The following is a 24,967-nucleotide window of genomic DNA, read 5'->3' on the forward strand; positions in this document are numbered from 1 at the left end:
ACGCGTCATACTGGTCGGATGGCCTCCAGCTTCTTTGTCGTCCCCCAATGGCAGGGTTCCAGCTCCTCCCGGGCGATGCAGCTCGTCGAAGGCGCAACAGCGATCGGCGGCGACCTTCCGTTGTCGCGCACGGTCGTTGTTCCCATTCCTCCCGGAGCGGGCAGCGACCAGGGCAGTGGCGTGAGGCGCCTGTCCTCCGTCGAGACCGTGCGCGACGAACTTCGCACGGCGTTGGCTAAGGCGAACGGCACCCCGATCGTCATCGGCGGCGACTGCGGGGTCGAGCTCGCAGCCATCGCCCATGCGGCGGGTACGCACAAGCTCGCGGTCGTGTGGTTCGACGCCCACGCCGATCTGAACAACACGCAGACCTCGCCGTCCGGCGCGTTCCACGGCATGGTGTTGCGCACCCTCCTGGGAGATGGCCCGGCCACCCTGGTGCCGGAGACCGCGCTGGATCCGGCGCGGGTCGTCCTCGCCGGGACCCGCGCGCTCGATAGCGGAGAGCTGGACTTCATAGCCGACAGCGGCATCCGCTCATTGCCACCGGGCGAGCTGACCCCGGCAGCCCTGGCCGAAGCCCTGCGCGATTCCGGCGCCGACGCGGTGTACCTGCACATCGACCTTGACGTGCTCGACCCCGGCGAGTTCGGGGCGCTCGATTTCCCAGAACCGTTCGGCGTCTCGGTCACCGAACTCATCGAACTCATCCGCACAGCGAAGGCGACCCTCCCGCTCGCCGGGGCCGGACTCACCGAGTTCTCACCGCGATCACCTGCGCAGGCGGATGACGAGCTGCCGACGATCCTCCGCATCATCGGGGCGCTGACCTCTGCCTCGGCGGGCTCGTCCAACAACGGTCGGTCCAACAACACCGTCTAGCATCGGGGCATGACACCACGAATCACCGTCGAGCGTGACGGCCACCTGCTGCTGATCGGTTTCAACCGCCCCGAGAAACGCAATGCCGCAGACTTCCAGCTGCTCCAGGAGCTCTCCCTCGCGTACGGCGAACTCGAGCGGAACCCGGAGCTGCGTGCCGGGCTGGTGTTCGCGCACGGCGACCACTTCACCGGCGGACTGGACCTGGCCGATGTCGCACCGCGCATCGGTGCTGACGGCCTGAATATCGTGCCGGATGGCGGAATCGACCCGTGGCAGGTGTCGGGCTCACCGCGAACCAAGCCCGTCGTCATCGCGGTGCAAGGCACCTGCCTGACCCTCGGGATCGAGCTGATGCTGGCCAGCGACATCGCAGTCGCCGCGGCCGGGACGACGTTCGGGCAGATCGAGGTGGCCCGGGGGATCCTGCCGTTCGGTGGCGCGACGCTGCGGTTCCCCCGGGCGGTCGGCTGGGGTAACGCCATGCGCTGGATCCTCACCGGTGACACCTTCGACGCACAGGAGGCGCACCGCATCGGGCTGGTGCAGGAGGTTGTGGCGGATGGCGAGCAATACGCTCGCGGCCTGGAACTGGCCCGCCGCGTTGCAGCGCAGGCACCGCTCGCCGTGCAGGCGACTCTGGCGAACGCCAGGACGGCGATCTCGGATCAGGCCGCGGCCGCTGCTGCGCTGCAGCCGGAGCTCGTGCGCCTCGCTCGGAGCGAAGACGCGCGCATCGGAATGGAGTCCTTCGCGACGCGCACGCCTGCAGAGTTCGTCGGGCGCTAGCAACCCGCGACAAACCGCTGCGCAATAGTGCCCGTTCCGGCGGATTGTGACCGTTCCGCGGGGCACATCCGTCCGGAACGGGCACTGTGAGGAGGGTTGTTAGCCGACGAGGCTGGTGTAGACCCCGAGCAGTGCGGTGGCCGTCGCGGCCCAGGTGTAGCCGAGCGCGTGCTCGCGTGCCGTCTCCGCCAGGCGCGAGCGCGCTGTCGGGTCGTCGAGCAGTGCGACCATGGCGCGCGCCCAGGCGTCCGGTTCCCGCGAGTCGATGAGCACCCCGCTCCGGCCTTCCGCGATCGATTCGACCAGCCCGGTGCCGCGGTAACCGATGACAGCGGTGCCGCTCGCCGCGGACTCGAGCGCCACCAGCCCGAACGTCTCGGAGTGGGAGGGCACCAGGGTGATGGATGCGACGGCGAGCAGGTCAGCCAGTTCGTCACGTCCCAGGGCGCCGGCGAACCGCACCTCGTCGCCCACTCCCAGCTGCGCCGCAAGGGTGCGCAGTGATGCAAGATAACCCTCGTCCCCCGGTGTCGACTCCCCCGCGATGACCAGAACGGGCGCCCAGCCACGTAACGCGTTGAGTGCCCCCAGCGCCCGCACGCCCAGCTCCTGGTCCTTCAGTGGCTGTACGCGGCCGACGACCGCAACGATCGGGCGACCCGGTTCGATGCTGAACCGCTCGCGAATCCGTTCGGCAGCTCCGCCGCGGTTCGGTCGGAACAGGTCGACGTCCACCCCGGGTGGGATCACCCAGATTCGATCGGCCGGCGCCCCGACCTGATCGATCAGGCTCGTCACTTCAGACGCCGAGGATGCCACGACCGCGTTCGCCTGGTTGGCCAGATAGCGTTCGGCCAGCAAACGGCCGGCCGGCTCCGGCTCCTGCCCGGGAGCCAGGTGGCTGTTCTTCATGGCGCCCAGGGTGTGGAAGCTCTGCACCAGCGGGGTGCCGAGCTCGATGGCCACCGGCAGCGTAGCCAGGCCGCTGAGCCAATAGTGCGCGTGTATGAGGTCGTACCGGGATCCGGGGCGACCTGCCACCCTGGCCACGGCCTCACCGAACTCATCAGCCACCCCCGGCAGTTCGGACTTGTCGAGCACGGTCGGCGGCCCGGCCGCCAGTTCCCGGAGAACCACCCCATCGCTGAGTTGCGTGGTTTGCGGAACGGAGGTTGCCCTGGTGAGCAGGTCGACTTCGACCCCTCGGGCGGCAAGTTCCGTCGCGGTCGACATCAGCGACACGTTCAGGCCGCCGGAGTCCCCCGTGCCAGCCTGTTCCGCTGGTGACGTGTGCATTGAGACGAGGGCAACTCGCTTCACGCTCCCGGCCATGCAGCCAACTGTATGCTGCCGCGCGGTGATCCAGGTGCAACGCTGATCGCCGATTTCGCGTGCTACAAACGTGTTATGGCTCCAGCGTTCTCCCGGCTCGAATCCGGCGTTCGCCGGGTGACGGTCGCTGTCGCCCGCGTCCGGTGGCTGCGAGCCGTGCTGCTGCATCCGGTCGTTGTCCGGCCAGGGTACTGGTTCGCGACCTGTGCCGCCGTGGTGTGGGGAACCATACTGAGCCTGGGGCGGCTCAGCAGGCATGACGGGCTCATCGTTGCGCGAAAGTGCCCGCGGTGGGCCTTCGGCCGGGGCGGCACGACGATCGGCGCGGTCTACCTGACGCACGATCGCCTCACGCCGTGTGTGCTGGAGCACGAAGAGGTGCACCGAGCGCAGTGGCGTCGCTACGGGCTGGCATTCATCCTGCTCTACGTTGCGGCAGGGCAGGACCCCTTCGGCAACCGCTTCGAAATCGAGGCCGGCCTGGCCAGGGCGGGCTACACGAGACCACAATCTCGTAACGGGTCTGACGGCAAACGCTGATGGCGCGAGCGCGTGTAATACCCTCACGGTAGACCGATTGTTCGCGATGGTCTGCCTTCGCTGTCACTCAGCGATGACACCAAGGAGAAGGATGAGCAAGAGGTTCGCCGGGGCCGTGACCGCCCTGGCATTGGTGTCCATGGTCATCACCGGCTGCGCGGCCTCGCCAGAACTGGAAGCGGAAGCACCAGAGGCCACCAAGGCGCCGTCCTCCGAAACCCCGACACCCACGCCAACGCCGACGCCCTTCGTTCCCGACTGCCTGACCATCATCAGTGAGGACACCCTGGCGACGCTGCAGGCCGAGGGATTCGTGCTGATCGAGGAGCACGAGCACAAGCTCGCGGTGGAACAGCGGGTCGAGACCATGTTCTTCGACAATGGAGGCGTCGACTGCCTGTGGGGTATCGCCGGTGGTGGAGACAGCCTGGTCGCGTTCGGATACTCCGAGATCTCACCAGCTGACGCCGCTATCGCGCAGGACAGACTGGCCGCAGACGGTTATCTCCGCACCGAAGAGGGCGCTGACGTCATCCTCAGCGTCGACCCGGAAACGGGACCGATGGGAGTCGGGGATGTCTTCCTCTTCACCGCCAGCGAGTGGTTTCACTCGACAACGCGTGAGGCGGTCGACCAGATCCGCCTGAACATCGAAGAGGTCGCGCGCTAACTGCTCGCTTTCACCACTGCGGCGGATGGCGGTGCTGCCAGGCGAGCTTCCGCTCCAGCTGCGCACCGAGCGACAACAGCGTCGCCTCGCCGCCCGGCCGGCCGATCAACTGCACGCCCATCGGCAATCCCTCCTCAGTTTGGTGAACCGGGAGCGTGATTGCCGGAAGCCCGCTCACGTTCACGAACGAGGTGAACGGCGTGTACTGGACCTGCTGGGCGAAGTTGCGTTCACCATCCGCTGCGTCGTACCAGCCGAGCGGCCGGGGGGTCATCGCGAGCGCCGGGGTGAGCACGACATCCATTCGGGAGAATTGGCGGATGACCGAACGCTCGAACAGCGCGAGGCCGCCCAGCGCCTCGGCCAGCGTCCTGGCACTCAGCTCGCGGCCCCTCGCCACCAGCCACTGTGTGAGCGGTTCGAGCAGCTCCACCTGGTCACCCTCGGCGGCGATACCGGCCGCCCCGGCCTGCCAGATGGTACGGAAGTTGGGTGCGTAGTTCTCGTCCGGCTCCAGGGCGAACTGCTCGATGCCGTGACCCAGGCCATCCAGTTCACGCAATGCAATCTCCAGCGCCGCGGTGGCTTCAGGAGCGATACGGATGTCATACGCGTCATCCCAGGGCGAGGTCGTCATGACTCCCACCTGGAAGCGTCCCTCGCCGCGGATTGCTGCGTTCAGCAACCGTCCGCCATCCCACCGGGGCGCCCGCAGGGTGTACGGGAAATCGTCATCGCCGATCATTGCATCGAGCAGCATTGCGGCGTCCGTCACCGTGCGGGCGATCGGACCGGCAACCGACAGGCCGCCCAGGCCGGCGTTCCCTGATCCACCGGGCACCAGGCCCCGGGACGGCTTCAGCCCAACGAGCCCGGTGGCTGCTGCCGGTATGCGGATGGAACCTCCACCGTCTGAGCCAGGTGCGAACGGCAGCAGCCCGGCCGCCACGGCGACCGCAGCGCCACCGCTGGAGCCTCCAGCTCCGCGGCTGGTGTCCCATGGGGTGCGGGCCGGCGGGCCGACCATCGTCTCGGTGTACGACGGAAGCCCGAACTCCGGCGTGTTCGTCTTGCCGAGGCTGATTCCCCCGGCGGCGTCGAGGGCGGCTGGCAGTTCATCCGTCAGGTCCGGAACGAAGTCCGCCATGAGTCGTGACCCGTACCGGGTGGGCACTCCGGCGCGCTGATACAGGTCCTTGTCGGCGAACGGGAGTCCCCAGAGCATGGCAGTCCGGTCGTCACCATCCGCCAGACTGCGGGCACGGTCCCTGGCAGCATCCGCCGTCACCGTGACGAACGCCCCCAACTCCGAGTCCAGCCGCTCGATCCTGGCGAGGTAGTGGTCGGTCAGCTCGGCGGGCGTAATCTCGCCGCGCTGCAGCCAATCCCATTGCTCCTGGGCCGTGAGGTGGTGAAGTTCGAACACCCTCCGAGCCTATGCCAGCCCACCACTTGACCTGCGGCCGGTTAGGTGGTTAGTTAGTTCAGTAGCTAACCAATAAACAAAGGAAGGAGGAAGGCGCAGTGGATGAAACCAGGCCGATCTTCCTTCAAATCGCTGAGCAGATCGAGAACGACATCATCAGCGGTGCCCTTCCGGAGGAAACCCAGGTGCCGTCGACCAACGAGTTCGCCGCGTTCTACCGCATCAACCCCGCCACGGCCGGGAAGGGCGTGAACCTGCTCGTCGACGCGGGAATCCTGTACAAGAAAAGAGGAATCGGCATGTTCGTCGCTGAAGGCGCACGATCCACCATCATTGCCACGCGCCGCGACCAGTTTCAGCGCGAGTACGTGCAACCACTCGTCGCGGAGGCCGCCAAGCTCGGCATCACCCACACGCAGCTCGCCGACATGATCAAGAGAGAAGGAACGCGATGACCGCAATAGTCGAGGTCACCGGCCTCACCAAAACCTTCGGCACGCTGAACGCTGTCGGCAATGTCAGCTTTTCGATCGAGGAGAACAAGATCTACGGGCTCCTCGGCCGCAACGGCGCCGGGAAGACCACGCTCATGCAACTGCTCACCGGGCAGGACTTCCCGACCAGCGGCAGCATCAAGGTCTTCGGCGAGAATCCGGTTGAGACAGCCAGAGTGCTGCAGAACGTCTCATTCATCAAGGAGAGCCAGAAGTACCCGGACGACTTCCAGGTGAAGCACGTGCTGAAGAGCGCCCCCTGGTTCTTCCGCAATTGGGACGCCGACTACGCCGACCGCCTGGTGGCAGACTTCCGCCTGCCGGTGAAGCGCCGGATCAAGAAGCTTTCCCGCGGACAATTGTCGGCGGTCGGTGTCATCGTCGGCCTGGCCTCGCGCGCGCCACTCACCTTCTTCGACGAGCCGTACCTGGGGCTGGATGCGGTTGCACGCCAGATCTTCTACGACCGCCTCCTCGAGGACTACGCCGAGCATCCGCGCACCGTCGTGCTGTCCACCCACCTGATCGACGAGGTCAGCAACCTGCTGGAGCACGTGCTGGTCATCGACGATGGCCGCATCATCATCGATGAAGATGCCGAGGATGTTCGCGGGTCAGCCACCACGGTGGTCGGCACGCGTACCGCCGTCGACGCCTTCGTCGGGCGCCGCGAAGTGCTGCACCGCGAAGGCATCGGCGGCCTGGCATCCGTCACCATCGGCTCACTGAGCCCCGCCGAGCGACAGGATGCTTCAGCCGCAGGGCTGGAACTGTCGCCGGTGTCCCTCCAGCAACTCATTGTCCGCAAGACGAACACGTCGAACACAGAATTCGAGCAGAGCGCATGACAACGACAACCACACCAGGAACCGAGGCACAACGCTCCGGCGGAGAGCTTCAGCGAATCCTGAACGTCACCCGCCTCCACCTGACCAATAAGTTCCCGATGATGGTGCTCCCCCTGCTGATCCTGGGGTTCATCTTCCTGGTGAACCTGACGATCTGGTGGCTGATCTTCTCGGCGGTCGGCACCGACGATGCCGCCGACGCATCGCAGGGAATGCAGTTCAGCGGGGCATCCACCTTCATCTTCGTGTACATGATGGTGGTGGCTGTGCAGGCGGTGAACCTCACGTTCCCGTTCGCGCTCGGCTACAGCGTCACCAGGCGGGACTTCTATCTCGGCTCGTCCCTGATGTTCGTGCTGCTGAGCGTGTACTACGCCGCCATCATGACCATCATGGCGACCATCGAGCGGGCGACGGACGGCTGGGGCTTCGGCGGAGCCATGTTCGACGTGATCTACTTCAGCGCCGAGAATCCACTGCAACAGTTCGTCCTCTTCTTGCTGGTGTTCCTCTTCTTCTTCTTCGTGGGGGCCGCAACAGCATCCGTCTACGTGAGATGGCGGGCCAATGGGATGTACGTTTTCTTCGCGGCGCTGACCATCATCCTGGTCGGGCTGGTCGCGCTGACCACGTTCACCGAGAGCTGGCCGCTGGTCGGTGAGTGGTTCCTTGCCAACGGCGCCATGGGTGTCGCGCTGTGGAGCCTGATCCCGACCGCGCTCGCGGCGCTCACCGGATTCAGGTTATTGCGGAAGGCGACGCCGAAGAACTGAACTGCGCCTCTGCGCTCATTCCAGCTCGAGACGCAGTTGCCGCAACAGCTTGGCGAACTCGACCGGTGCGTCCGCGATGACCTTCCGTCCGGTCCAGGCGCCCAGTTTGTGACCCCTCTGGGCGACGTTGAGGATGACGTGCTCGACGTGGGAGCCATGGTCATCCGGCACCACCCGGTACTCGCCGCGATACCACCAGCCGCCCTGCGCGATTACCAGGTAGGCCCGCGGATCGGCGGTGAAGTAGCTGCCCGAACCACTTCCGGGGTCGAGCCGCCGGGCGATCGCGTCGAACACGTCGCGCGGCCGCGCTTTCACGTGGCCGCTGAACGAGTGGAGCAGGGTGTAATTCTCGGGGCGCTCCCGGGGTGCTTCGGGCATACACCGATGGTAGCCACGTCCCGCGCCGCCCGACTCGGGTCAGTCGGCGTGCAGCGATTTCTGCATGAGGATGGTTCCCAGCCAGCGCTCGAACTTGTAGCCGACCGTCGTGAGATGCCCGATCTCGCGGAACCCGAGCTTCCGGTGGAGGGCGACCGACGCCTCAGCGCCTTCGTCGGCAATCACGGCGATGAGCTCCCGGATGCCCGCCGTCCGGCTCCGCTCGATCAGCTCCGTGAGCAGCGCACGTCCGAGGCCACGACCGGTGGAATCGGCCGCCAGGTAGATCGAGCATTCCGCCGTGTGCCGGTACGCCGCCTTGGGCCTCCACCCGGACGCGTAGGCGTACCCGAGAACGTCGCCACGGGCATCCGTCGCCACGATGAAGGGAAGGCGACGCTCCAGCACCTGGTCCACCTTGGCCTGGAAGGCGGTGGGTGACAGCGGATGCTCGTCGAAGGTCACCGTCGACGTGGCCACGTAGTGGTTGTAGATCGCGAGCACCTGCGGGAGATCCTCATCACGGAGCTCCCGCAGGCGGGGCGATTCGCCAGTCATCGCCGGGCGTACGGCATCAGGTGACGTCCCGGCGCCAGGCGACCAGGTAGCCGACGACGGTGGTGACGAGGGCGTACGCCAACAGGAGCAGTCCGCCATGCCACCACTCCAGCGCCGGTGTCTCTCCGGTACTCATCCCGAGCGCCGTGAAGATGCTCGCGCCGGCCAGCGTGTCGCCGGCCGCTCCCGGAAGGTAGTTGCCGATGGTGGCCGCCCAGTCGACGACGGCTGCCACGGTGCGGAGAATCGGCTCGATGAACTGTGTGAACGCGAGCACCACCACGATGGCGGCGACCTGGTTGGGGATCAACGCGCCGACACCGACACCGATGATCGCCCACAGCGCCATGGCGAGCACGATCCTTGCGAACATCGACCAGAGGTCACCATCATCGAGCCCGGTGACCCCATCATCGATCGAGAGGATTGCGGCGCCGGGACCGACTGCCGCGATTACGGCGACCACCCCGTACAGCGCGCCGAAGAGCGCCATCACCACGAGTTTCGCGGCCAGCACCCTCCCCCGCCTTGGCGTGGCCAGGAAGGTCGGCGTGAGGGTCTGGTGCCGGAATTCACCGGTCACGGCGAGCGTCCCCAGCAGCAGCGGGAAGACGTAGCCGATCGAATGGGCGATGCTGTAGATGATCGGTGGGAGGGCATCCGCCGGCAGTTGCGGTGCGCCCTGGCTGGGCATTCCACCGGCGTCTGCGGAGGTCGTGCCGGAGCTGAAGGCGAAGGCCAGGATGGTGGCGGTGAACGCGACGTAGGCCAGCAGCACGACGAGCAGTATCCACCACATCTTGGTGGTCACCAGTTTCACGAATTCTGCGCGGATGGCGTTCATGGCTGGCTCCCTTCTCCGACGAGATCGAGGAAGGCCTTCTCAAGCCCGCCCTGCTGGGTGTGAAGCAGGCTCAGTTGCACGCCGGCACGGTGTGCGATGGCCCCGACCTCGAGTGCAGTGAGGGCAGAAACCATGACTCCGCTCGCTGATGATTCGATCTCGGCGCCGGCTGCCAGCAGCGCGGCGTCGAGCATGCCGCGGTCTGGCGAGTCTGCGATCACGCGGGTCTCGGTGTCGAGGCCGGCCAGGCCGCCCTCGTAGACGAGCTTGCCCTTCGAGATGACGACCAGGCGGTCGACGCTTTGCTGTACTTCGCTGAGCAGGTGGGACGAGACCAGCACGGTGCGCCCTTCTGCCGCCAGTTCGCGCAGGAAGGTCCGGATCCAGCGGATGCCCTCAGGGTCGAGTCCGTTGACCGGCTCGTCGAGCACCAGCACCTGCGGGTCGCCGAGCAGTGCCATCGCCAGGCCGAGGCGCTGCCTCATCCCCAGCGAGTATCCGCCGACGCGACGGTCGCCGTAGGCGCCGAGGCCGACCGTCTCGAGCACGGTTCCGACCCGGGCACGCGGGATGCCTGCGGCAGCCGCGTACACCGCGAGGTGGTTGCGCGCTGTGCGGCCGGGGTGGAAGCTTGCCGCCTCCAGGGCGGTGCCCACCGTGGCGATGGGCCGACCCAGGTCGCGGTAACTGGTGCCGCCGATCGTGGCGGTTCCCTCGGTGGGTCGCACCAGCCCGAGCAGCATCCGCAGCGTGGTCGTCTTGCCTGCACCGTTGGGGCCGAGGAAGCCGGTGACGGTGCCGGGTTCCACCCTGAAGGTGAGGTCGGAGACGGCCTCCACAGCACCGAACCGTTTCGATAGTCGGTTGATCTCTATTGTTGTTCTAGTTGGCATATAACAACTATAACCATTCTGCGAGCGTCGCGCTCACTCGAGTCTCCAGTCGATCGGGTTGGCACCCTGTTCCACCAAAAGCCTATTGGCCCGGCTGAACGGACGGGAACCGAAGAATCCCCGGGAGGCTGACAGCGGGCTGGGATGGGCGGACGCGACGACAGGCGTGCTGCCGAGCAGGGGCTGCATGCGTGCCGCGTCGTTGCCCCACAGGATGGCGACCAGCGGGGCGTCTCGTTCGACGAGGGCGCGGATGGCTGCCTCCGTGACAGCCTCCCAGCCCATGCCCCGGTGCGAGCCCGAAGCACCGGGCTGCACCGTCAGCACCCGGTTGAGCAGCACCACGCCGTTCTCGGCCCAGCGGCTGAGGTCACCGTGCTGCGGAACCTCGATGCCCAGATCGTCGTACAACTCGCGGTAGATGTTCTGCAGGCTCCGCGGAACGGGTCGCACTGCCCGGTCGACGGAGAACGCGAGCCCCACGGCGTGGCCGGGGGTCGGGTACGGATCCTGTCCGACGATCAGGAGCCGGGCATCCGCCATCGGATAGGTGAACGCGCGCAGCACGTTGGGCCCGGCGGGAAGGTAGCCGCGACCTTCCGCAACCTCGGCGCGGAGGAAGTCGCCCAGCCGCGCCACATCGTCGGCAACGGGTTCAAGCGCCTCGGCCCACTGCGGGTCGACAAGCTCCCGCAATGGGCTAGCTGGCACCATGCGTCGAGCCTAATGTTGAGTGAGTGATCATGCCGACCGCACCCACTGGGATGTCCAGTCACGTAACTCGGAGACCACGACGTCGGGCTGACGCGCCCAGCCGAAGTGGGGCGACTTCTCCGTGTGCACCGCCACGTGGCGGCGGGTAACCTGAGCGCTCGGCAGGAGCGCCGCCAGTCCGTCGGCGGCCCGCTGGGGGGCAAGGGTGTCGCCCTCAAGGGAGAGAAGCAGCACCGGGAGCTCCAGGCCGGCTAGCGCATGACCGGCGTCAGCGGGAGGGCGGCCATAGCTGAGGCGGCCGGAACGCGCCAAGCGAGCCCAGTCTCGCATCACACCGCGCGCCTCCCGACCAGCGAAGCCAAGAAGCTGCCCAGGGAAATATCCGACGATCGTGGAGAGGACAACGAACAGCTGAGTGATGAGGAGATAGCGGCGCGGCCACAGTCGCCAGTACACCGACCCAGCAGCGACGAATGCCAGTGCGTCAACCGCACTATGCCCGCGTGCCACGCTCACGCACGCCACATGGGCACCCAGGCTATGACCCGTGACCACGATAGGAGAATCGGGTGCGCGTACACGCACCTCATCTATCGCGGCGTCGAGGTCATCCGCCAGATCCGCATAGCCGAAGTCACGCCGACGTCCCGGGATCGACGGGTGAACCTCTTCGTGCCCCCGCTGCTCCGTGACGGCAACACCGCAACCGCTGCCAGCAAGCGCAGTTGCGAACGGTCGATAGAAACGCGCTCCGACTCCCATGGCCGGTACCACGAGGTAGACCGGTGCTCGCGGTGTTGGTGGCGGCCACCACTGGAAAGAAAACCTTGAACCATCTGGGCGCGAAGTGCGCACGCTCTCTTGTTCGATCATTGCATTTCCCTTGTCGCAGCTGAGGGGTTGATGTGGAATCATTCATTCAACACACGTTCAATGAATTGGTCAAGGAGGGCACCATGGCTCGCTCTGTCGACTGGCAGCGGCGCGACGAGTTGCTTAATGGCGCGGTGGACCACGCCGTGTCAGTGGGTCTGGGCGATCTCAGTCTGCGAGCAATCGCTCGGGCAGTCGGGGTCGACCCATCGCTGCTGACCCATCATTTCGGTGGGAAGCAGCAGTTGCTCTCCCTGGTGATGAACCGCGTCCGCGACCGATTGAGGAGTATCGCGGACGAGGGCGGTGTGCCAGCGACCCCCGCGACACCGGGCGAGATGCTGGATCGAGTGTGGCGATGGGCTACGGACCCTGCGCACCGGACTCTCTACGTCTTGTTCTTCGAGGTGTATGGGACAGCCCTCCGAAGGCCGCAGGAGTACGCACTGTTTCTCGACTCAGTGGTGTCTGATTGGCTCCCACCCCTCGAAGGCGCTTACCGGCGTGCGAACCTGCCAGAGGGCATGGCTAGATCACGAGCAACTCTAGCGATCGCTATCGTGCGGGGCCTATTGCTGGATTTGCTGGCTACTAATGACCGCGAGCGTGTGGAAGCCGCTCTGCTCGAAGCACGGTCGATGCTGCATTGAGACGCGACTCGCCGTCTTCTCCTCCCCAGTTGTCGGTGGATTTGTTCTCCACAGATTGCTGAATCTCCTTCAAATACAGGTGCGAAGGTAGGAGAATAGACGCATGTCCAGTTCCGTTACTACCTTCGAAGACGAGGTCGATCAACTGATCGACACTCTCGTCACCTCGTTGGAGACGGTGCTGCCGACCGGAGTCCTCCGCCCGGTCTCGGATGACACGTTGCTGGTCACCACCGGGCATTTGGAACGCCTCGGCCGGGTGGTGGACGCCCGCCGGGTGGAAGCCGCCGGAGAACTCCACCACCGGTCCCGCCCCACCCTCGGTTCCGCGTCACTGGCGGTGCGCAAAGGCTGCCGCGATGCGGTCGAACTGCTCCGCCGGGTCACCCTGGGCTCGACCGCCACGGTCCGCCGCCGGGTGAAACTCGGCGCCGAAACCCGGGTGCAGGTCGCCCTGTCCGGTGACCTGTTCCCGCCCCGGTTCCCGCACATCGCCACCGCCCTCCACGACGGAACCCTAGGCGTCGACGCGGCCAGCGCGATCGTCACCGAACTATCCCCGACGCTGGTCCGCGCCGACGTCGCCGACGTGCAGCGGGCCGAAGCCGAACTGGTCGCCGCGGCCACCGGCACCGGCCCGGACTCCCCGGTGCCGTGCACGGCCGAAGAGATCCGCGGCCAGGCATCGGTGTGGCGGGTGTTTCTCGACCAGGACGGCACCCTCCCCACCGAAGAAAAGGCCATGGGCAGGCGGATGTTTTCCCCAGGCAGCTATAACAGCGCCGATGGCCTGGTCCACGGCCGGTACGCGCTGATGCCCGAAGTGCACGGCCGGCTCGGGAAAGTCTTCGACGCCTGCCTCACCCCCAAAACCGCACCCGCCTTCCTCCCCGAAGGGCACCAGCCTGTGGAAGAGGGTGCCTCGACTGGGGGCATCACCACCGGAGATGTATCCACCGAGCCGGCGCCCGGGCCGGTGGATACCCGCACCCCGGATCAGCAACGCCACGACGTGTTCGCTGCCATGATCGACGGATTCGCCCGCTCCGGGGCGGCGCCCACCATCGGCGGCGCCTCACCCACCGTCCTCGTCCAGGTCACCGCCGACACCCTGGAATCCGGGCACGGCGCCGGCTTCGTCTCCCTCGGCGGACTCGGCGGTCAAACCATCCCCATCTCCCTGCGGGCCGTCCACCAGATGATCTGCACCGGCGGCACCCAACAGGTCACCCTCGACCGAAACGGCGCGATCATCGAACTCGGCTCCGAACAACGCTGCTTCACCCCGAACCAACGCCGCGCCATCACCCTGCGCGATGGCGGGTGCATCATCCCCGGCTGCACCATCCCCGCCGCCTCCACCGAAATTCACCACGTCACCCCCGACAGTGAAGGCGGCCCCACCCACACAGATAATGGCGTCCTGCTCTGCTGGTACCACCACCGCACCATCACCACCTCCGGCTGGCACATCAAGATGATCAACAAGACCCCCCCACCTGAAAGCACCCGCCTGGCTGCGCGGCGACGGCCAATGGCACCCCGCCAGCCGATCACCCACCCGGCAAGTCGAACGACTCAAACAAGAACAACGAGAGCGCTACAGCAAACGAGAACAACAACAGCGCGTGAAGAGTGAACGCGAACAACAAGCGCAGTCAGAGCCCGACCCACCCAAGCGCGACGAGCCCGAGCAACCGCAAGACAACGCCGCCTAACCGGTTGTACGGTGCAGAACCACTAGCATCCGTACATGACTTCACAGGTGAAGGGCGAGTCACTCGTCGCCAGGGCGTTCCGTGGAAAAGCCGGAGCAGTCACTGCAGCGCTCATCGGCTACCTCTTCTTCGTTGAGATCGTCAGCGGAATGCTGCAGGGGTACTACGTGCCCCTCATCCCGGACCTGGTGAACCACCTGGACCTCGACAACGACGCCGACTTCAACATCTTCGAAGGCACACAACTGCTGCTCTCGGCGATCGTCGTGCCGGTGCTGGCCAAGCTCGGCGACATGTACGGGCACAAGCGCATCCTGCTGGTCTCCACCGCCCTCACCGCGGGAGCGACCTGGTGGCTCGCATTCTCCGGCGACTTCACCAGCTTCCTCATCGCCTGGACCCTCCAGGGCTTCTACACCGTCTGGCTCCCCCTCGAAGTGGCGCTCATCTTCGACCGCGGGCGCACCACCGGAACCGGCGCATCCCAGACCAGAAAGGCGGCAGGACTCCTCGTCGTGGGCCTGGAAACCGGTGCCATTCTGGGCGCCCTCGGCGGCGGCATGGTTTTCGACCTCTTCGGTGGTGCGGATGCCCTGTCCACGGCCATCGTGCCCACCATGGTCGTCCCGGCCATCGCCGTCACCCTGGTGTTCTTCGTCATCCTGTTTGGGGTACCGGAGTCCACCCCGCTGCCGGACCGCAGCCTCGACTGGGTCGGATTCAGCATCCTCACCGTCGGACTGCTGATGATCACCTCAGGCCTCAGCCTGCTGAAGATCAACCCGATCGACACCTGGTGGGTGTGGGTGTTGATCATCGCCGGCGTACTCGCATTCATTCCGTTCACCCGCTACGAACTGCGGCAGAAAGACCCGGCCATCGACCTGCGCGTCCTCGCGCAGCCCACCATGTGGCCGGTGCAGCTGACCGCCGGACTCATCGGCATCAGCCTTCTCGGAGCCCAGGCCCCGCTCGCCGCCTACGCCGGGACCGACCCGGAGTTCAACGGCTACGGCCTCGGGCTCAGCACCAGCCAGCGCTCCATCCTGATCGGTGTCTACCTGATCTCGATGATCATCGGCGCGCTGATCTTCCCCTGGCTGTCCAGGAAGACCTCGCCACGGGTGGCGTTGATCATCGCGGCGTTCCTCGTTGCAGCCGGATACTTCCTCTTCATCCCGTTCCACCTCGAAACCTGGCAGGTCTTTACCAACATGTTCATCGCCGGCCTCGGCTCCGGGGTGCTGGTCGGCGCCATGCCCGCCGCCGCGGCCGCTGCGGCACCGCGCGGCCAGACCGGCATCTCGGCTGCGCTCACCAACACGACCAAGACCATCGGAGGTTCGTTCGCCTCATCCGTGTTCGCCATTGTGCTGGTGATCGGTGCCGTCCAGGTCGCCGGAAGCACAGCATCCAGCCTGTTCGGGTACATGCTCGTCTGGATCATCTGCGGCAGCGGGGCCCTCGTCGCAGCGCTGCTGCTCTTCGTGGTGCCGAAGCTGGCGTTCGCCGATGTGGCTGACGAGCTGGAGGATGAGCCGGCCACGGTCTAGCGGTCAGAGGCGGGGGGACAACTCACCACGGATGACCTTGTGGGGTGCCGCCTGCGCCACCGGCTTGATGGTCACCACATCGAGGTTGACATGCCCTGGCAGTTCGACCGCGTGCACGATGGCGGATGCGACGTCCTCGGCATAGAGGGGATTCGGCACGTTGTCGTAGACGGCGTCGGCCTTGGCACGATCACCGCCGAGTCGCACCAGGGAGAACTCCTCCGTCTTCACCATTCCCGGAGCGATCTCGATCACTCGGATCGGCTCGCCCGCCAGCTCGAGACGCAGCACGCCCATCAGCGAGTGGGAGGCGAACTTGGCGGCGTTGTACCCGCCGCCACCCTCGTAGGCCACGTGCCCGGCGATCGAGGTGACGGTAACGATGTCGGCGTGAGCGACGCCGTCAGCATCCGGTTCAGCCGCGGCGCGCCTCAGAAGCGGAAGCAGGGCACTCGTCACCCGCTTGACCGCGACCACGTTGACGTCGAACATGCGAGTCCAGTCCTCCGGATCGCTGTGTTCGACGGATGCGACACCGAGGGCGCCGCCCGCGTTGTTGACGAGCGCGTGAACCGGGCCCAGTGATTCCAGGTAACCCCGCAGGGCATCCACCTGGGACTGATCGGTCAGATCTGCGGTGAAAACGTCTGCACCGGTCTGGGCGGCAAGCTCCTTCAGCCGCTCGGTTCGGCGGGCGACCCCGACGACCTGCCAGCCGCGCTCACGGAACAGGCGGACCGTCGCCGCACCAATTCCGGAACTCGCTCCGGTCACCACCACACGCCTGTTGCTCATCGCATCCCCTCAGAGTCCGGACTCCCAGCCTTCCACAACGAAGCGGGTTACGGTGGGCAGGTGACGGATACGGGGACCGGTCAGGTAGCGGCGAGAAAGAAGCGTGTCCCGGTGTGGGATAACGCCCGATTCCTCTGCGTGACTCTCGTCGTCGTCGGCCACGGCATCCAGCGGATCACCTACGACGATGACTATGCCCTCATTCTGTACCTGTTCATCTACGCGTTCCACATGCCGGCATTCGCGATGATCAGCGGCTACTTCTCTCGGCCGGGACCGCCCAGCGCGCGCCAGATGAAGAAGGTGCTCACCGACATCCTGCTGCCCTACTTCATCATGGAGACGATCTGGACGCTCGTGCAGTTCCTGGTCGAAGGCAAGCGCGAGTTCAACCCGTCGCAACCGTCGTGGACGCTGTGGTTCCTGCTCGCGCTCGGAATTTTCCGGCTCATCCTGCCCTACCTCGCCCTGCTCCGCCTGCCACTGGTCTGGGCCCTGGTGTTCTCAGTCGGGGTCGGCTACCTGACCAACGTCGACAGCACCTTCTCCCTCTCCCGCGCGATCGGGATCCTTCCGTTCTTCGTGCTCGGCTGGAAGCTCAAGGAGTGGGGGCTGGTCGACAAGTGGCGGTTCGCCGAACGGCCAACGTGGTGGGTGCGGACGGGCGCCCTGGTGGTGTTCGCCGCCTGGCTCGTCGTCGTCTGGGTCTTCATCGACACGTGGCGCACCATCGACCTCCGGTTCTGGTTCTTCTACGACGACTCCTATGTCGGACTCGGCGAGGACAGTTGGTATGCCGGCCTCATCCGCCTTGGCCTGATCGTGCTCGCCACGCTCCTCAGCGCCGCATTCTTCGTACTGGTTCCCCGCAACAAGACCTGGCTGACCCAGTTCGGCCAGGCGACCATGTACATCTACCTGCTGCACAGCTTCGTGCTCTACCCGCTGAGGGAGACCGGCGTGCTGCGCGGCGACCACCCCACCTTCCCCTGGCTCGGCGGCATGATCGTCGTCTGCATCCTGATCAGTTTCGCGCTCGCCTCCAGGCCGGTACGCAGGCTGTTCCGGCCGCTGATCGAACCGAAGCCGCACTGGCTCTTCCTGGCGCCCGACGACCGCCAGCCCGCCGCGTCCCGGGTCGACCCCACCGGATCCCGCCGCGACCGCTAAGGCAATGGTTACGTCATGTTTCGCCCGGCGTTGACCCGGCACTCGGCGGTTCTTAGGCTCGCTGCACGAGACTTGCAGACAATCTAAGGAGCACCCGATGAGCGACACCTCAGCGAACTGGCAGTTCGAGACCAAGCAAATCCATTCCGGTGCGCAGCCGGACCCGACGACCAACTCGCGGGCGACACCGATCTACCAGACCACCGCCTACGTCTTCAACAACGCCGAGCACGCGAAGAACCTGTTCGCACTGGCCGAGTTCGGCAACATCTACACGCGCATCCAGAATCCGACGCAGGACGTCGTCGAGCAGCGCGTCGCGGCGCTCGAGGGAGGCACCGCGGCACTCCTGCTCGCCTCCGGCCAATCGGCGACGACCCTCGCCGTGCTCAATATCGCCCAGGCCGGCGACCACATCGTCTCGTCGTCCTCCATCTACGGCGGCACTTACAACCTGTTCAAGTACACGCTGGTCAAGCTCGGCATCGAGACCACGTTCGTGGAGAACCAGGACGACCCGGAAGAGTGGCGCCGTGCCGTTCGCCCGAACACCAAGCTGTTCTTCGCCGAGACGATCGGCAACCCGCGGATCAACGTGCTCGACATCCGTGCGGTTGCGGATGTCGCCCACGCCAGCGGGGTCCCGCTGATCGCCGACAACACGATTGCGACACCGTTCCTGATCCGCCCGCTGGAGCACGGGGCGGACATCGTCGTGCACTCCGCCACCAAGTTCCTCGGCGGCCACGGAACCGTCATGGGCGGCGTGATCGTCGATGGCGGAAAGTTCGAGTGGTCGAAGAACGTCGAGAAGTTCCCCGGCCTGACCGAACCGGACCCGTCGTACCACGGCGCCAGCTACACCACCGTGCTCGGCGACGCGATCGCCTACATCATCAAGGCCCGCGTGCAGCTGCTCCGCGACCTCGGCCCGGCGATCGCTCCGGCGAGCGCCTGGCAGCTCATCCAGGGTCTGGAAACGCTGAGCCTGCGGGTCGAGCGTCACGTGCAGAACGCCCAGGAGATTGCCGAGTGGCTGGATGCTCGTGATGACGTCGACACCGTGTACTACGCCGGCCTGCCGTCGAGCCCCTGGTACAAGCAGGCGAACGAGTACGCGCCGAAGGGCGTTGGGGCCGTGCTGTCGTTCGAGCTGAAGGGCGGTGTGGATGCCGGGCGCGCGCTCGTCGATGGCGTCAGCCTGTTCAGCCACGTCGCCAACATCGGGGATGTTCGCAGCCTCATCATCCACCCGGCATCGACCACCCACTCGCAGCTCACGCCGGAGCAGCAACTCACCGCCGGCGTCACGCCTGGGCTGGTGCGCCTGTCGGTGGGACTCGAGAACATCGCGGACATCAAGGCCGACCTCGAGGCCGGCCTGGCCGCAGCACGTGGCGTCGTGGAGCTGGCACGCAACGCGTAAACAGCAGGTACGCGGATCCGTCCGTCATCACGAGAACGCGAAAAGTCACCCACAACTCTGTGTTTGGGTGACTTTTTGCGTTCTCGCGGCGGAAGCGATGTAACAAATTCCTGCGAGCGGCGCACACCGGCGATACTGGCTAAGACATGGATTGGCAGACCCCAGAAGACAGCGTTCCGCTCAGCTTCGTCACCGAGGCGAACAGCCGAGCGCTGCTCGGGAAGCCCCCGGCGACCGGAGCCTGGCGCGACGGCGACCCACCCGGAGACCGCAAGTTCGTCGGAATCGGCGCCCTCGACCTGGAGCGCGGCGGTCACCTCCCGTTCGTGCGCATCGCCTGGGAGTCCTGGGGCGACCTCAATGAGGATGGCACCAACGCCGTCCTCGTGCTGCACGCCCTCACCGGCGACAGCCACCTGATCGGGCCAGCCGGCACCGGGCACCCGACTGCCGGCTGGTGGTCGGGCATTATCGGTCCGGGCAAGTACCTCGACACCGACAAGTGGTTCGTCGTGGCACCGAACATCCTCGGAGGGTGCCAGGGCAGCACCGGGCCCGCATCGCACACCGTCGACGGCTTCGAGTGGGGCTCGCGGTTCCCGTACGTCACCATTCGCGACCAGGTTGAGGCGCAGGCGCGATTCTCGACGAACATCGGCATCGACCGCTGGGCCGCCGTGGTCGGCGGTTCGATGGGCGGCATGCACGCCCTCGAGTGGGCCGTCGGACATCCGGAGCGAGTCGAACGGGTTGCCGTCCTCTCCGCCCCGCCGCTGGCATCCGCCGACCAGCTCGCCCTCAACTCGGTGCAACTCGAGGCGATCCAGATGGACCCCGCCTTCCACGGCGGCGAATACTACGAAGCCGCAGACGGCGACGGCCCGCACCGCGGCCTCGCACTGGCCAGGCGCATGGCCCTGCTCAACTACCGCTCCCCCGCCGAACTGAACAACCGTTTCCAGCGCAGCTGGCAGAGCGGCATCGACCCGCTCGGCGGCGGCGGCAAGTTCGCCGTGGAGAGCTACCTCGACTTCCACGGCAACAAGTTCAGCCGGCGGTTCGACGCCAACAGCTACATCGTGCTGGTGAATGCGATGAACTCGCACGATATCGGCAGGGACCGCGGCGGGGTGGCCGCCGCACTCGCAGCGGTGACAGCGAAGAGCCTGGTGCTCGGCATCGACAGCGACCGACTGTTCCCCGTCGAAGGACAGACCGAGATCGCCCGGCACCTCGGCAACAACATCGACGGCGGCAATGCCGTGGTGATCCACTCCGATTTCGGCCACGACGGATTCCTGATCGAAGAAGACATTGTCGGCACCGAATTGCTGCGGCTTCTCGCCAGTTGATATTAGAGTGACCCTCAGTGAGTAGGTCGTGACCCTGCCAGCGGGTCGCCAGCTCGTGAGGGGGCACCGTCGTGGGTAGCGAACCGGCCCGGGAGTCCGCCATCCGCGTCGCGGTGGTGGACGATCACGCGCTGGTCCTCGAGGGCATCACCGCCCGGCTGGCGAACCAGGCCGGCATCCGCGTCGTCGCCAGTGAGGCCACCTGGGTCGGCCTCCTGTGCCATGCGGAGTTCCCGGTGGACGTGGTCGTGCTCGACCTGCACCTGCGCGACCAGCTCTCGATCGGCACCAAGCTGAAGACGCTGACGGCTGCGGGTTCGCACGCCGTGGTGATGAGCCGTCACGCCGACGCGGCGACGATCTTCACCGCGATCGGCTACGGCGCCAAGGGCTTCATCCCGAAGAGCGAGTCGACCGACGAGTTGGTGAAGGCGATCGAGTGCGCGGCGGCCGGTCGCCAATACGGGAACCGGCCGATGGCGGAGGCGCTCGCCACTGTCGGCGACGCTTCGACGCCTCGGCTCGGAAACCAGGAGCGGCGCGCGCTCATGCTCTACGCGGCCGGCCGGCCGGTGAAGGAGGTCGCCGTCGCGATGGGCACCACTGAGGACACCGTCAAGTCGTACATCAAGCGCGGCCGCCGCAAGTACCGGGCTGCCGGAATCGATATCGGCACCCGGATTCTCCTCCGGCGCCAGGCAACCGTTGAGGGCTGGCTGAGCCCCGAATAGCTGCTGCGGGCCAAGCCGCGGCTCTACCATGTGTGCATGCCTGTTCGGATGCTGCGGACCGCCGTTGTGCCGCTGCTCGCCGTCGCCCTGTGCCCGCTGTTCGGATGCTCGCCGAGTGCCCAGGCGAGCCTGCCTTCCGGCGTGCAGGTCAGCGTGCACCAGAACCGACCGGATACTGAAGACCGTCGCCTACAGGTGCGGATCGTCAACGGGACGGATGCCCCGCTCACCGTGACCGCGATGGCGTTCTCCTCTCCCCGTTTCGCCGAGCCAGCGCGCTACGCCAAGGCACCAAGCACGGTCAGGGCCGGCGGCACGCTGGACCTGCCGGTCTCCCTGACCGCGCCGGTGTGCGACAGCAGCGAGGGAGCAACTGAAGTGCGCCTCGACTTCGAACTCGAGTCTGGCCGCGCCGGAAGCATCGCGGTGGTGCCGGACGACCCGCTGGACCAATTGGATGGCGTGACCGAGCGCGACTGCCTCCAGCACTCGATGGACGAGGTCGCCACCCTGGCCGAACCCGACCAGCTCAGAGTCGAGTCGGTCGACGGCCGGTTGGTCGCTTTCGTCGACCTGACGGTGACCCCGACAGGCGCACCAGGCTCCTTCACCATCGAATCGGTCGACGACACCGTGCTGTTCGGGCTTTTCGACCCGGCGAGCGCGACACCGCGGGACTCGCTGCCGGTCGACCTGATGGTCGACGGAACGGACGCGCCAATGCGGCTCACCGTCCCGCTCGTGCCTGCCCGTTGTGACGCCCACGCTGTCGCCGAGGACAAACGGGGCACGCTGCTCCCCTTGAGGGTGGCAATCGGGGATGCCACCGGCATCCGCTATTTCGCACTTTCCGATGACCGCAAGGGCGAGCTGTACTCGTACCTGGGCGACGCCTGCACCGATCGCTGAACAAGAGGGTCGCGGGAACGGCAAGAGGGTCGCGGTTTCCCGCGACCCTCTTCGCAACGTGCGCCAACAACCCGCAGGCTGTTTCGCACCCCATTTGGCCCTACTGTGACGGTCGGTTACCCGACCTGCCCCTCTTGTACGAATTGACTGTACGCGCTTGCAATGCCCGTATGGACGGCGTTGCACCCCCAGTTGAGGTCACAGTATGTGACTATTGCACGGTGGAAACCCTTGCCAAGGAACGGGATCGGCTCCTGCAGCGGTCTTCACGGATGGTTGGCATGAGCTTCAGCATCGTCTCCTTGGCGATCTTCCTCGTGCCCGGCGTTGTCGAGCCGGGGCGTCTCGTCGCAATCGTCCCCCTGTTCATCGCCCTGCTGGCCAGTCTCTACTTCGTGGCCGCGACCAGGGCGCTGCCGCTGGTGCTCGGGGGTATCGCCGCCGGGCTCGGCATCGTGGCCGCCACCCTCTACCCGTTCACCGAACCGGCAAGCTCCGCAACCCTGACCGCGATCATCCCGCTCACCGGCGGGGGCGTGGCAGCGTTCGCGATGGTCCTTCTCGACACCCGGATCCGGATGCTGGCACTCCTTGTCGCGGTGGCAGCGACGACCGCCGTGGTCTCCTGGACGGCAACCGGGGAGACGCTGGGCCGCGTCTGGTTCATCACCATGGTCGGCTGGGCGATGGTCGCCATAGTCGCCTATTGGCTGAGTTCGAGTATTCCGCTGGCCGCCCGCCGCATCTACAGCATCGGCCGCGCCCACCGGGCCGAGCGCCGTGCCAGCGAGACTGAGGCGCAACGCCGCCAGTCGGCCCGCCTGCTCCACGACACTGTGCTGGCAACGCTCACCCTTCTCGCGCACTCCGGTGTCGGGGTCGCCCCGGAGGCCATGCGGCAGCAGGCGGCAGACGACGCACGGCTCCTGCGCCAGTTGAGACTGGGGACGGTGCCGATGCCGTCCGCATCCGGCGACTACAACCTCGAACCGGTCGAGGAGACGGCGCTCGGAACCACCCTCGAATCGGTGAAGCAGCGTTTCGGGCGGATGGGGCTCGAGGTGAGCTGGCACGGCACCGGGCAGGTGTTGCTGCCGAGCGACGTGCTCGACGCCTTCCTGCTCGCTCTCGCGGAATGCCTGGAGAACGTCAGGCGTCACTCCGGGGTGACGGATGCCCATGTCACCATCACCGACGACGACACCATGATCCGCGCCATGGTCACCGATTCCGGGGTGGGGTTCGACATCAAAGACGTCGACGAGGCGAGACTCGGCCTGAAGGACTCTGTTGTCGGGCGGCTCAAGGAAGTCGGCGGCAGCGCCCGGCTGTTCTCGGCCGCCGGTGCCGGCACCACCGTCGTGCTGGAGGTACCACGCGCGTGAGCTACACAGAAGAGAACACCCTCGGCGTGATCGTCGGGCGCCGACGCGGCCGTAACGGGCAGGGCGGCACCACGACCACGCGGGCCATGCGCCAGGCCAAGGCGATGGGAGCCAGGCTCGGCACCGGACGGCTCGGCATCGGGACCGGCATCGTCGCAGGACTCCTGGTGCTGATCGGCCTCGCCCGGTTCGCCTGGTCCTACGACCACTACCCGGACATCCTCCTCGTCTCCGTCGCCTGGTTGTTGCTCATCTCGTCACTCGGTACCGTCGCGGTCACCATCGCCGCCCGTGGCGAAAACCTTCCGGGCTGGATGTATGCGGGCATCCTGGTCATGATCGCCGTCGTCATCGCACTGGACTTCATCGCCATCTGGCCGCTCGGGAACGTCGCCGCCTGGTCGTCAGCATCCGCTGCCGCCGGGGCCGGGCTCCTGATCGCCGTCACGTTGCGGTCGACCAGGGACATCCTCATCCCGACGGTCGCGCTCGTCGCCGTGTTCGCCGTCGCGTTCCCGCTCAGCTCGCCCCCATCGGTCGAGACCCTCCCCTCCCAGCTGGCCGTCGTCGCCCTGGCCGCCGTGCCTCCACTGATCGGGGTGTACATGGTGCGGATGTTCCGCCACCTGGTGCAGACCGAGCTGGACCGGGTACTCGTTCAGAGCACCGTGTCTGCCCCGAGATTCGCGGTGGGCATGCTCGCATCCGAGGAACTGGCCAGGCTCGACCTCGCGGCAGAAGAGCTGCTCGATTCTGTCGCGACGGGACGCACCAAGCTTCCGCTGACGCCGAAGATCGCCTCGACCGCGGCGTCGCTCGCCACCGAGTTGCGCCTGCACCTGATCGAAGGCCGTCGGGAGACCTGGCTGTACCACGCGGTCACGGAATCCGAGACGCTCGGGAAGTCGGTGGTGCTTACCGATCCCGGCAGCCTCGCCGGCCTGCTGAACCCCGGTCAGCGTGACGGATTGTTCGCTGCCATCTGGTTGCTGGTGAGCGAGAAGCGCAAGTCCCCAGCAAACATCAAGCTCACCCTTGGCCCGGCGAACGCGGCTGTGCCCGGAATCCCGATGGGCAAGATCTGCGTTCCCGTCGTCGTCAGCACCACCGGGGTGGCACGGAATCGGGTGGGACCCGCAGTATGGGAAGCACTCAGCCGCGTTGGCGACTTTAACGATGGCGTCGAGTCGTCCAGCCTGCGTGTCGACATCCAGTGCATCGTGGAAAACCCGGCAGACCAATAGCATGCCTGTAGTGAAGA

General features: G+C 66.3%; 26 protein-coding genes. 17 read left to right on the forward strand and 9 right to left on the reverse strand.

Going from position 1 to position 24,967, the window contains the following annotated elements; all coding sequences use genetic code 11:
- Window positions 1-18 precede the first annotated feature (18 nt).
- Together ACX3O0_RS08295 and ACX3O0_RS08300 are read left to right on the forward strand one after the other, a co-directional pair.
- Complete coding sequence (locus ACX3O0_RS08295; RefSeq protein ID WP_459107402.1) at window positions 19-882, forward strand: arginase family protein; 864 nt, start codon at window positions 19-21, stop codon at window positions 880-882.
- A 9-nt stretch (window positions 883-891) separates the two neighbouring features.
- Window positions 892-1,671 (forward strand): crotonase/enoyl-CoA hydratase family protein, encoded by a 780-nt coding sequence (locus tag ACX3O0_RS08300; RefSeq protein WP_459107403.1) that lies wholly within the window; start codon window positions 892-894, stop codon window positions 1,669-1,671.
- Window positions 1,672-1,770: 99 nt separating this feature from the next.
- Here the strand turns inward: ACX3O0_RS08300 and ACX3O0_RS08305 are convergent, their stop codons facing one another.
- On the reverse strand, window positions 1,771-3,003 hold the full coding sequence (locus tag ACX3O0_RS08305) for a glycosyltransferase (protein WP_459107404.1): 1,233 nt from the start codon (window positions 3,001-3,003) through the stop codon (window positions 1,771-1,773).
- A 75-nt stretch (window positions 3,004-3,078) separates the two neighbouring features.
- Between ACX3O0_RS08305 and ACX3O0_RS08310 the strand changes: the two genes are divergently transcribed.
- Together ACX3O0_RS08310 and ACX3O0_RS08315 are read left to right on the forward strand one after the other, a co-directional pair.
- Complete coding sequence (locus ACX3O0_RS08310) at window positions 3,079-3,543, forward strand: hypothetical protein (RefSeq protein WP_459107405.1); 465 nt, start codon at window positions 3,079-3,081, stop codon at window positions 3,541-3,543.
- A 91-nt stretch (window positions 3,544-3,634) separates the two neighbouring features.
- The gene (locus tag ACX3O0_RS08315; RefSeq protein ID WP_459093212.1) at window positions 3,635-4,213 is read left to right on the forward strand and encodes a hypothetical protein; all 579 of its coding nucleotides are present in this window, start codon (window positions 3,635-3,637) and stop codon (window positions 4,211-4,213) included.
- Between the two features lie 10 nt (window positions 4,214-4,223).
- On the opposite strand, the gene ACX3O0_RS08320 is transcribed toward ACX3O0_RS08315, so the two are convergent.
- On the reverse strand, window positions 4,224-5,639 hold the full coding sequence (locus ACX3O0_RS08320; protein ID WP_459107406.1) for an amidase: 1,416 nt from the start codon (window positions 5,637-5,639) through the stop codon (window positions 4,224-4,226).
- A 98-nt stretch (window positions 5,640-5,737) separates the two neighbouring features.
- On the opposite strand from ACX3O0_RS08320, the gene ACX3O0_RS08325 reads away from it, so the two are divergent.
- From ACX3O0_RS08325 to ACX3O0_RS08335, 3 genes are read left to right on the forward strand one after another with little or no spacing between them, the layout of a single operon-like run.
- Window positions 5,738-6,094, forward strand: a complete 357-nt coding sequence (locus tag ACX3O0_RS08325) for a GntR family transcriptional regulator (protein ID WP_459107407.1) — start codon at window positions 5,738-5,740, stop codon at window positions 6,092-6,094.
- Window positions 6,091-6,981, forward strand: coding sequence for an ABC transporter ATP-binding protein (locus ACX3O0_RS08330; RefSeq protein WP_459107408.1), 891 nt, complete (start codon window positions 6,091-6,093; stop codon window positions 6,979-6,981). Before ACX3O0_RS08325 ends, ACX3O0_RS08330 begins: the two co-directional genes overlap by 4 nt.
- The gene (locus ACX3O0_RS08335; RefSeq protein ID WP_459093216.1) at window positions 6,978-7,754 is read left to right on the forward strand and encodes an ABC transporter permease; all 777 of its coding nucleotides are present in this window, start codon (window positions 6,978-6,980) and stop codon (window positions 7,752-7,754) included. The genes ACX3O0_RS08330 and ACX3O0_RS08335 overlap by 4 nt, the downstream gene beginning before the upstream one ends.
- Window positions 7,755-7,769: 15 nt before the next feature.
- Here ACX3O0_RS08335 and ACX3O0_RS08340 read toward each other — a convergent pair whose 3' ends face one another.
- From ACX3O0_RS08340 to ACX3O0_RS08365, 6 genes are read right to left on the reverse strand one after another with little or no spacing between them, the layout of a single operon-like run.
- Window positions 7,770-8,135 (reverse strand): hypothetical protein, encoded by a 366-nt coding sequence (locus tag ACX3O0_RS08340; protein ID WP_459093217.1) that lies wholly within the window; start codon window positions 8,133-8,135, stop codon window positions 7,770-7,772.
- Between the two features lie 39 nt (window positions 8,136-8,174).
- On the reverse strand, window positions 8,175-8,693 hold the full coding sequence (locus ACX3O0_RS08345; protein WP_459093218.1) for a GNAT family N-acetyltransferase: 519 nt from the start codon (window positions 8,691-8,693) through the stop codon (window positions 8,175-8,177).
- 16 nt (window positions 8,694-8,709) lie between these two features.
- On the reverse strand, window positions 8,710-9,537 hold the full coding sequence (locus ACX3O0_RS08350; RefSeq protein WP_459093219.1) for an ABC transporter permease subunit: 828 nt from the start codon (window positions 9,535-9,537) through the stop codon (window positions 8,710-8,712).
- Window positions 9,534-10,430 carry an ABC transporter ATP-binding protein gene (locus ACX3O0_RS08355; protein ID WP_459107409.1) on the reverse strand — a complete coding sequence of 299 codons (897 nt, stop codon included), beginning with the start codon at window positions 10,428-10,430 and terminating at the stop codon, window positions 9,534-9,536. Before ACX3O0_RS08355 ends, ACX3O0_RS08350 begins: the two co-directional genes overlap by 4 nt.
- A gap of 33 nt (window positions 10,431-10,463) precedes the next feature.
- Complete coding sequence (locus ACX3O0_RS08360) at window positions 10,464-11,144, reverse strand: uracil-DNA glycosylase (RefSeq protein ID WP_459093221.1); 681 nt, start codon at window positions 11,142-11,144, stop codon at window positions 10,464-10,466.
- Window positions 11,145-11,171: 27 nt separating this feature from the next.
- The gene (locus ACX3O0_RS08365) at window positions 11,172-12,059 is read right to left on the reverse strand and encodes an alpha/beta hydrolase family protein (RefSeq protein WP_459107410.1); all 888 of its coding nucleotides are present in this window, start codon (window positions 12,057-12,059) and stop codon (window positions 11,172-11,174) included.
- A 41-nt stretch (window positions 12,060-12,100) separates the two neighbouring features.
- On the opposite strand from ACX3O0_RS08365, the gene ACX3O0_RS08370 reads away from it, so the two are divergent.
- From ACX3O0_RS08370 to ACX3O0_RS08380, 3 genes are all read left to right on the forward strand, one after another.
- Window positions 12,101-12,667 (forward strand): TetR/AcrR family transcriptional regulator, encoded by a 567-nt coding sequence (locus ACX3O0_RS08370; protein WP_459107411.1) that lies wholly within the window; start codon window positions 12,101-12,103, stop codon window positions 12,665-12,667.
- Window positions 12,668-12,770: 103 nt separating this feature from the next.
- The gene (locus ACX3O0_RS08375; protein WP_459107412.1) at window positions 12,771-14,306 is read left to right on the forward strand and encodes an HNH endonuclease signature motif containing protein; all 1,536 of its coding nucleotides are present in this window, start codon (window positions 12,771-12,773) and stop codon (window positions 14,304-14,306) included.
- A gap of 114 nt (window positions 14,307-14,420) precedes the next feature.
- Window positions 14,421-15,938, forward strand: a complete 1,518-nt coding sequence (locus ACX3O0_RS08380) for an MFS transporter (protein WP_459107413.1) — start codon at window positions 14,421-14,423, stop codon at window positions 15,936-15,938.
- Window positions 15,939-15,941: 3 nt separating this feature from the next.
- Here the strand turns inward: ACX3O0_RS08380 and ACX3O0_RS08385 are convergent, their stop codons facing one another.
- Window positions 15,942-16,733: an SDR family oxidoreductase gene (locus tag ACX3O0_RS08385; protein WP_459093226.1), complete on the reverse strand. Its 792-nt coding sequence runs from the start codon at window positions 16,731-16,733 to the stop codon at window positions 15,942-15,944.
- Between the two features lie 60 nt (window positions 16,734-16,793).
- Here ACX3O0_RS08385 and ACX3O0_RS08390 point away from each other — a divergent pair, with 60 nt between their 5' ends.
- The 7 genes from ACX3O0_RS08390 to ACX3O0_RS08420 all read left to right on the forward strand — a co-directional run bounded on the left by ACX3O0_RS08390 (window position 16,794) and on the right by ACX3O0_RS08420 (window position 24,950).
- Window positions 16,794-17,903, forward strand: coding sequence for an acyltransferase family protein (locus ACX3O0_RS08390; RefSeq protein ID WP_459093227.1), 1,110 nt, complete (start codon window positions 16,794-16,796; stop codon window positions 17,901-17,903).
- 97 nt (window positions 17,904-18,000) lie between these two features.
- Complete coding sequence (locus tag ACX3O0_RS08395; protein WP_459107414.1) at window positions 18,001-19,329, forward strand: bifunctional o-acetylhomoserine/o-acetylserine sulfhydrylase; 1,329 nt, start codon at window positions 18,001-18,003, stop codon at window positions 19,327-19,329.
- A 146-nt stretch (window positions 19,330-19,475) separates the two neighbouring features.
- Entirely contained in the window at window positions 19,476-20,681 is a 1,206-nt protein-coding gene (metX, locus tag ACX3O0_RS08400; protein WP_459107415.1) for a homoserine O-acetyltransferase MetX, read from the forward strand.
- 71 nt (window positions 20,682-20,752) lie between these two features.
- Window positions 20,753-21,412 (forward strand): response regulator transcription factor, encoded by a 660-nt coding sequence (locus tag ACX3O0_RS08405; protein WP_459107416.1) that lies wholly within the window; start codon window positions 20,753-20,755, stop codon window positions 21,410-21,412.
- A gap of 36 nt (window positions 21,413-21,448) precedes the next feature.
- Window positions 21,449-22,321, forward strand: a complete 873-nt coding sequence (locus ACX3O0_RS08410) for a hypothetical protein (RefSeq protein ID WP_459107417.1) — start codon at window positions 21,449-21,451, stop codon at window positions 22,319-22,321.
- A 221-nt stretch (window positions 22,322-22,542) separates the two neighbouring features.
- On the forward strand, window positions 22,543-23,706 hold the full coding sequence (locus ACX3O0_RS08415; RefSeq protein ID WP_459107418.1) for a sensor histidine kinase: 1,164 nt from the start codon (window positions 22,543-22,545) through the stop codon (window positions 23,704-23,706).
- Window positions 23,703-24,950 (forward strand): hypothetical protein, encoded by a 1,248-nt coding sequence (locus ACX3O0_RS08420; protein WP_459107419.1) that lies wholly within the window; start codon window positions 23,703-23,705, stop codon window positions 24,948-24,950. The genes ACX3O0_RS08415 and ACX3O0_RS08420 overlap by 4 nt, the downstream gene beginning before the upstream one ends.
- Window positions 24,951-24,967 lie beyond the last annotated feature (17 nt).

It is taken from the genome of Homoserinimonas sp. A447 (assembly GCF_054489325.1).

Excerpts from the sequence above, each read along its gene's own strand:
- ACX3O0_RS08295 (WP_459107402.1), top strand. The coding sequence starts at position 19 with ATGGCCTCCAGCTTCTTTGTCGTCCCCCAATGGCAGGGTTCCAGCTCC.
- ACX3O0_RS08300 (WP_459107403.1), top strand. The coding sequence starts at position 892 with ATGACACCACGAATCACCGTCGAGCGTGACGGCCACCTGCTGCTGATC.
- ACX3O0_RS08305 (WP_459107404.1), bottom strand. The coding sequence starts at position 3,003 with ATGGCCGGGAGCGTGAAGCGAGTTGCCCTCGTCTCAATGCACACGTCA.
- ACX3O0_RS08310 (WP_459107405.1), top strand. The coding sequence starts at position 3,079 with ATGGCTCCAGCGTTCTCCCGGCTCGAATCCGGCGTTCGCCGGGTGACG.
- ACX3O0_RS08315 (WP_459093212.1), top strand. The coding sequence starts at position 3,635 with ATGAGCAAGAGGTTCGCCGGGGCCGTGACCGCCCTGGCATTGGTGTCC.
- ACX3O0_RS08330 (WP_459107408.1), top strand. The coding sequence starts at position 6,091 with ATGACCGCAATAGTCGAGGTCACCGGCCTCACCAAAACCTTCGGCACG.
- ACX3O0_RS08335 (WP_459093216.1), top strand. The coding sequence starts at position 6,978 with ATGACAACGACAACCACACCAGGAACCGAGGCACAACGCTCCGGCGGA.
- ACX3O0_RS08340 (WP_459093217.1), bottom strand. The coding sequence starts at position 8,135 with ATGCCCGAAGCACCCCGGGAGCGCCCCGAGAATTACACCCTGCTCCAC.
- ACX3O0_RS08345 (WP_459093218.1), bottom strand. The coding sequence starts at position 8,693 with ATGACTGGCGAATCGCCCCGCCTGCGGGAGCTCCGTGATGAGGATCTC.
- ACX3O0_RS08350 (WP_459093219.1), bottom strand. The coding sequence starts at position 9,537 with ATGAACGCCATCCGCGCAGAATTCGTGAAACTGGTGACCACCAAGATG.
- ACX3O0_RS08355 (WP_459107409.1), bottom strand. The coding sequence starts at position 10,430 with ATGCCAACTAGAACAACAATAGAGATCAACCGACTATCGAAACGGTTC.
- ACX3O0_RS08360 (WP_459093221.1), bottom strand. The coding sequence starts at position 11,144 with ATGGTGCCAGCTAGCCCATTGCGGGAGCTTGTCGACCCGCAGTGGGCC.
- ACX3O0_RS08365 (WP_459107410.1), bottom strand. The coding sequence starts at position 12,059 with ATGATTCCACATCAACCCCTCAGCTGCGACAAGGGAAATGCAATGATC.
- ACX3O0_RS08370 (WP_459107411.1), top strand. The coding sequence starts at position 12,101 with ATGGCTCGCTCTGTCGACTGGCAGCGGCGCGACGAGTTGCTTAATGGC.
- ACX3O0_RS08375 (WP_459107412.1), top strand. The coding sequence starts at position 12,771 with ATGTCCAGTTCCGTTACTACCTTCGAAGACGAGGTCGATCAACTGATC.
- ACX3O0_RS08380 (WP_459107413.1), top strand. The coding sequence starts at position 14,421 with ATGACTTCACAGGTGAAGGGCGAGTCACTCGTCGCCAGGGCGTTCCGT.
- ACX3O0_RS08385 (WP_459093226.1), bottom strand. The coding sequence starts at position 16,733 with ATGAGCAACAGGCGTGTGGTGGTGACCGGAGCGAGTTCCGGAATTGGT.
- ACX3O0_RS08395 (WP_459107414.1), top strand. The coding sequence starts at position 18,001 with ATGAGCGACACCTCAGCGAACTGGCAGTTCGAGACCAAGCAAATCCAT.
- metX (WP_459107415.1), top strand. The coding sequence starts at position 19,476 with ATGGATTGGCAGACCCCAGAAGACAGCGTTCCGCTCAGCTTCGTCACC.
- ACX3O0_RS08410 (WP_459107417.1), top strand. The coding sequence starts at position 21,449 with ATGCCTGTTCGGATGCTGCGGACCGCCGTTGTGCCGCTGCTCGCCGTC.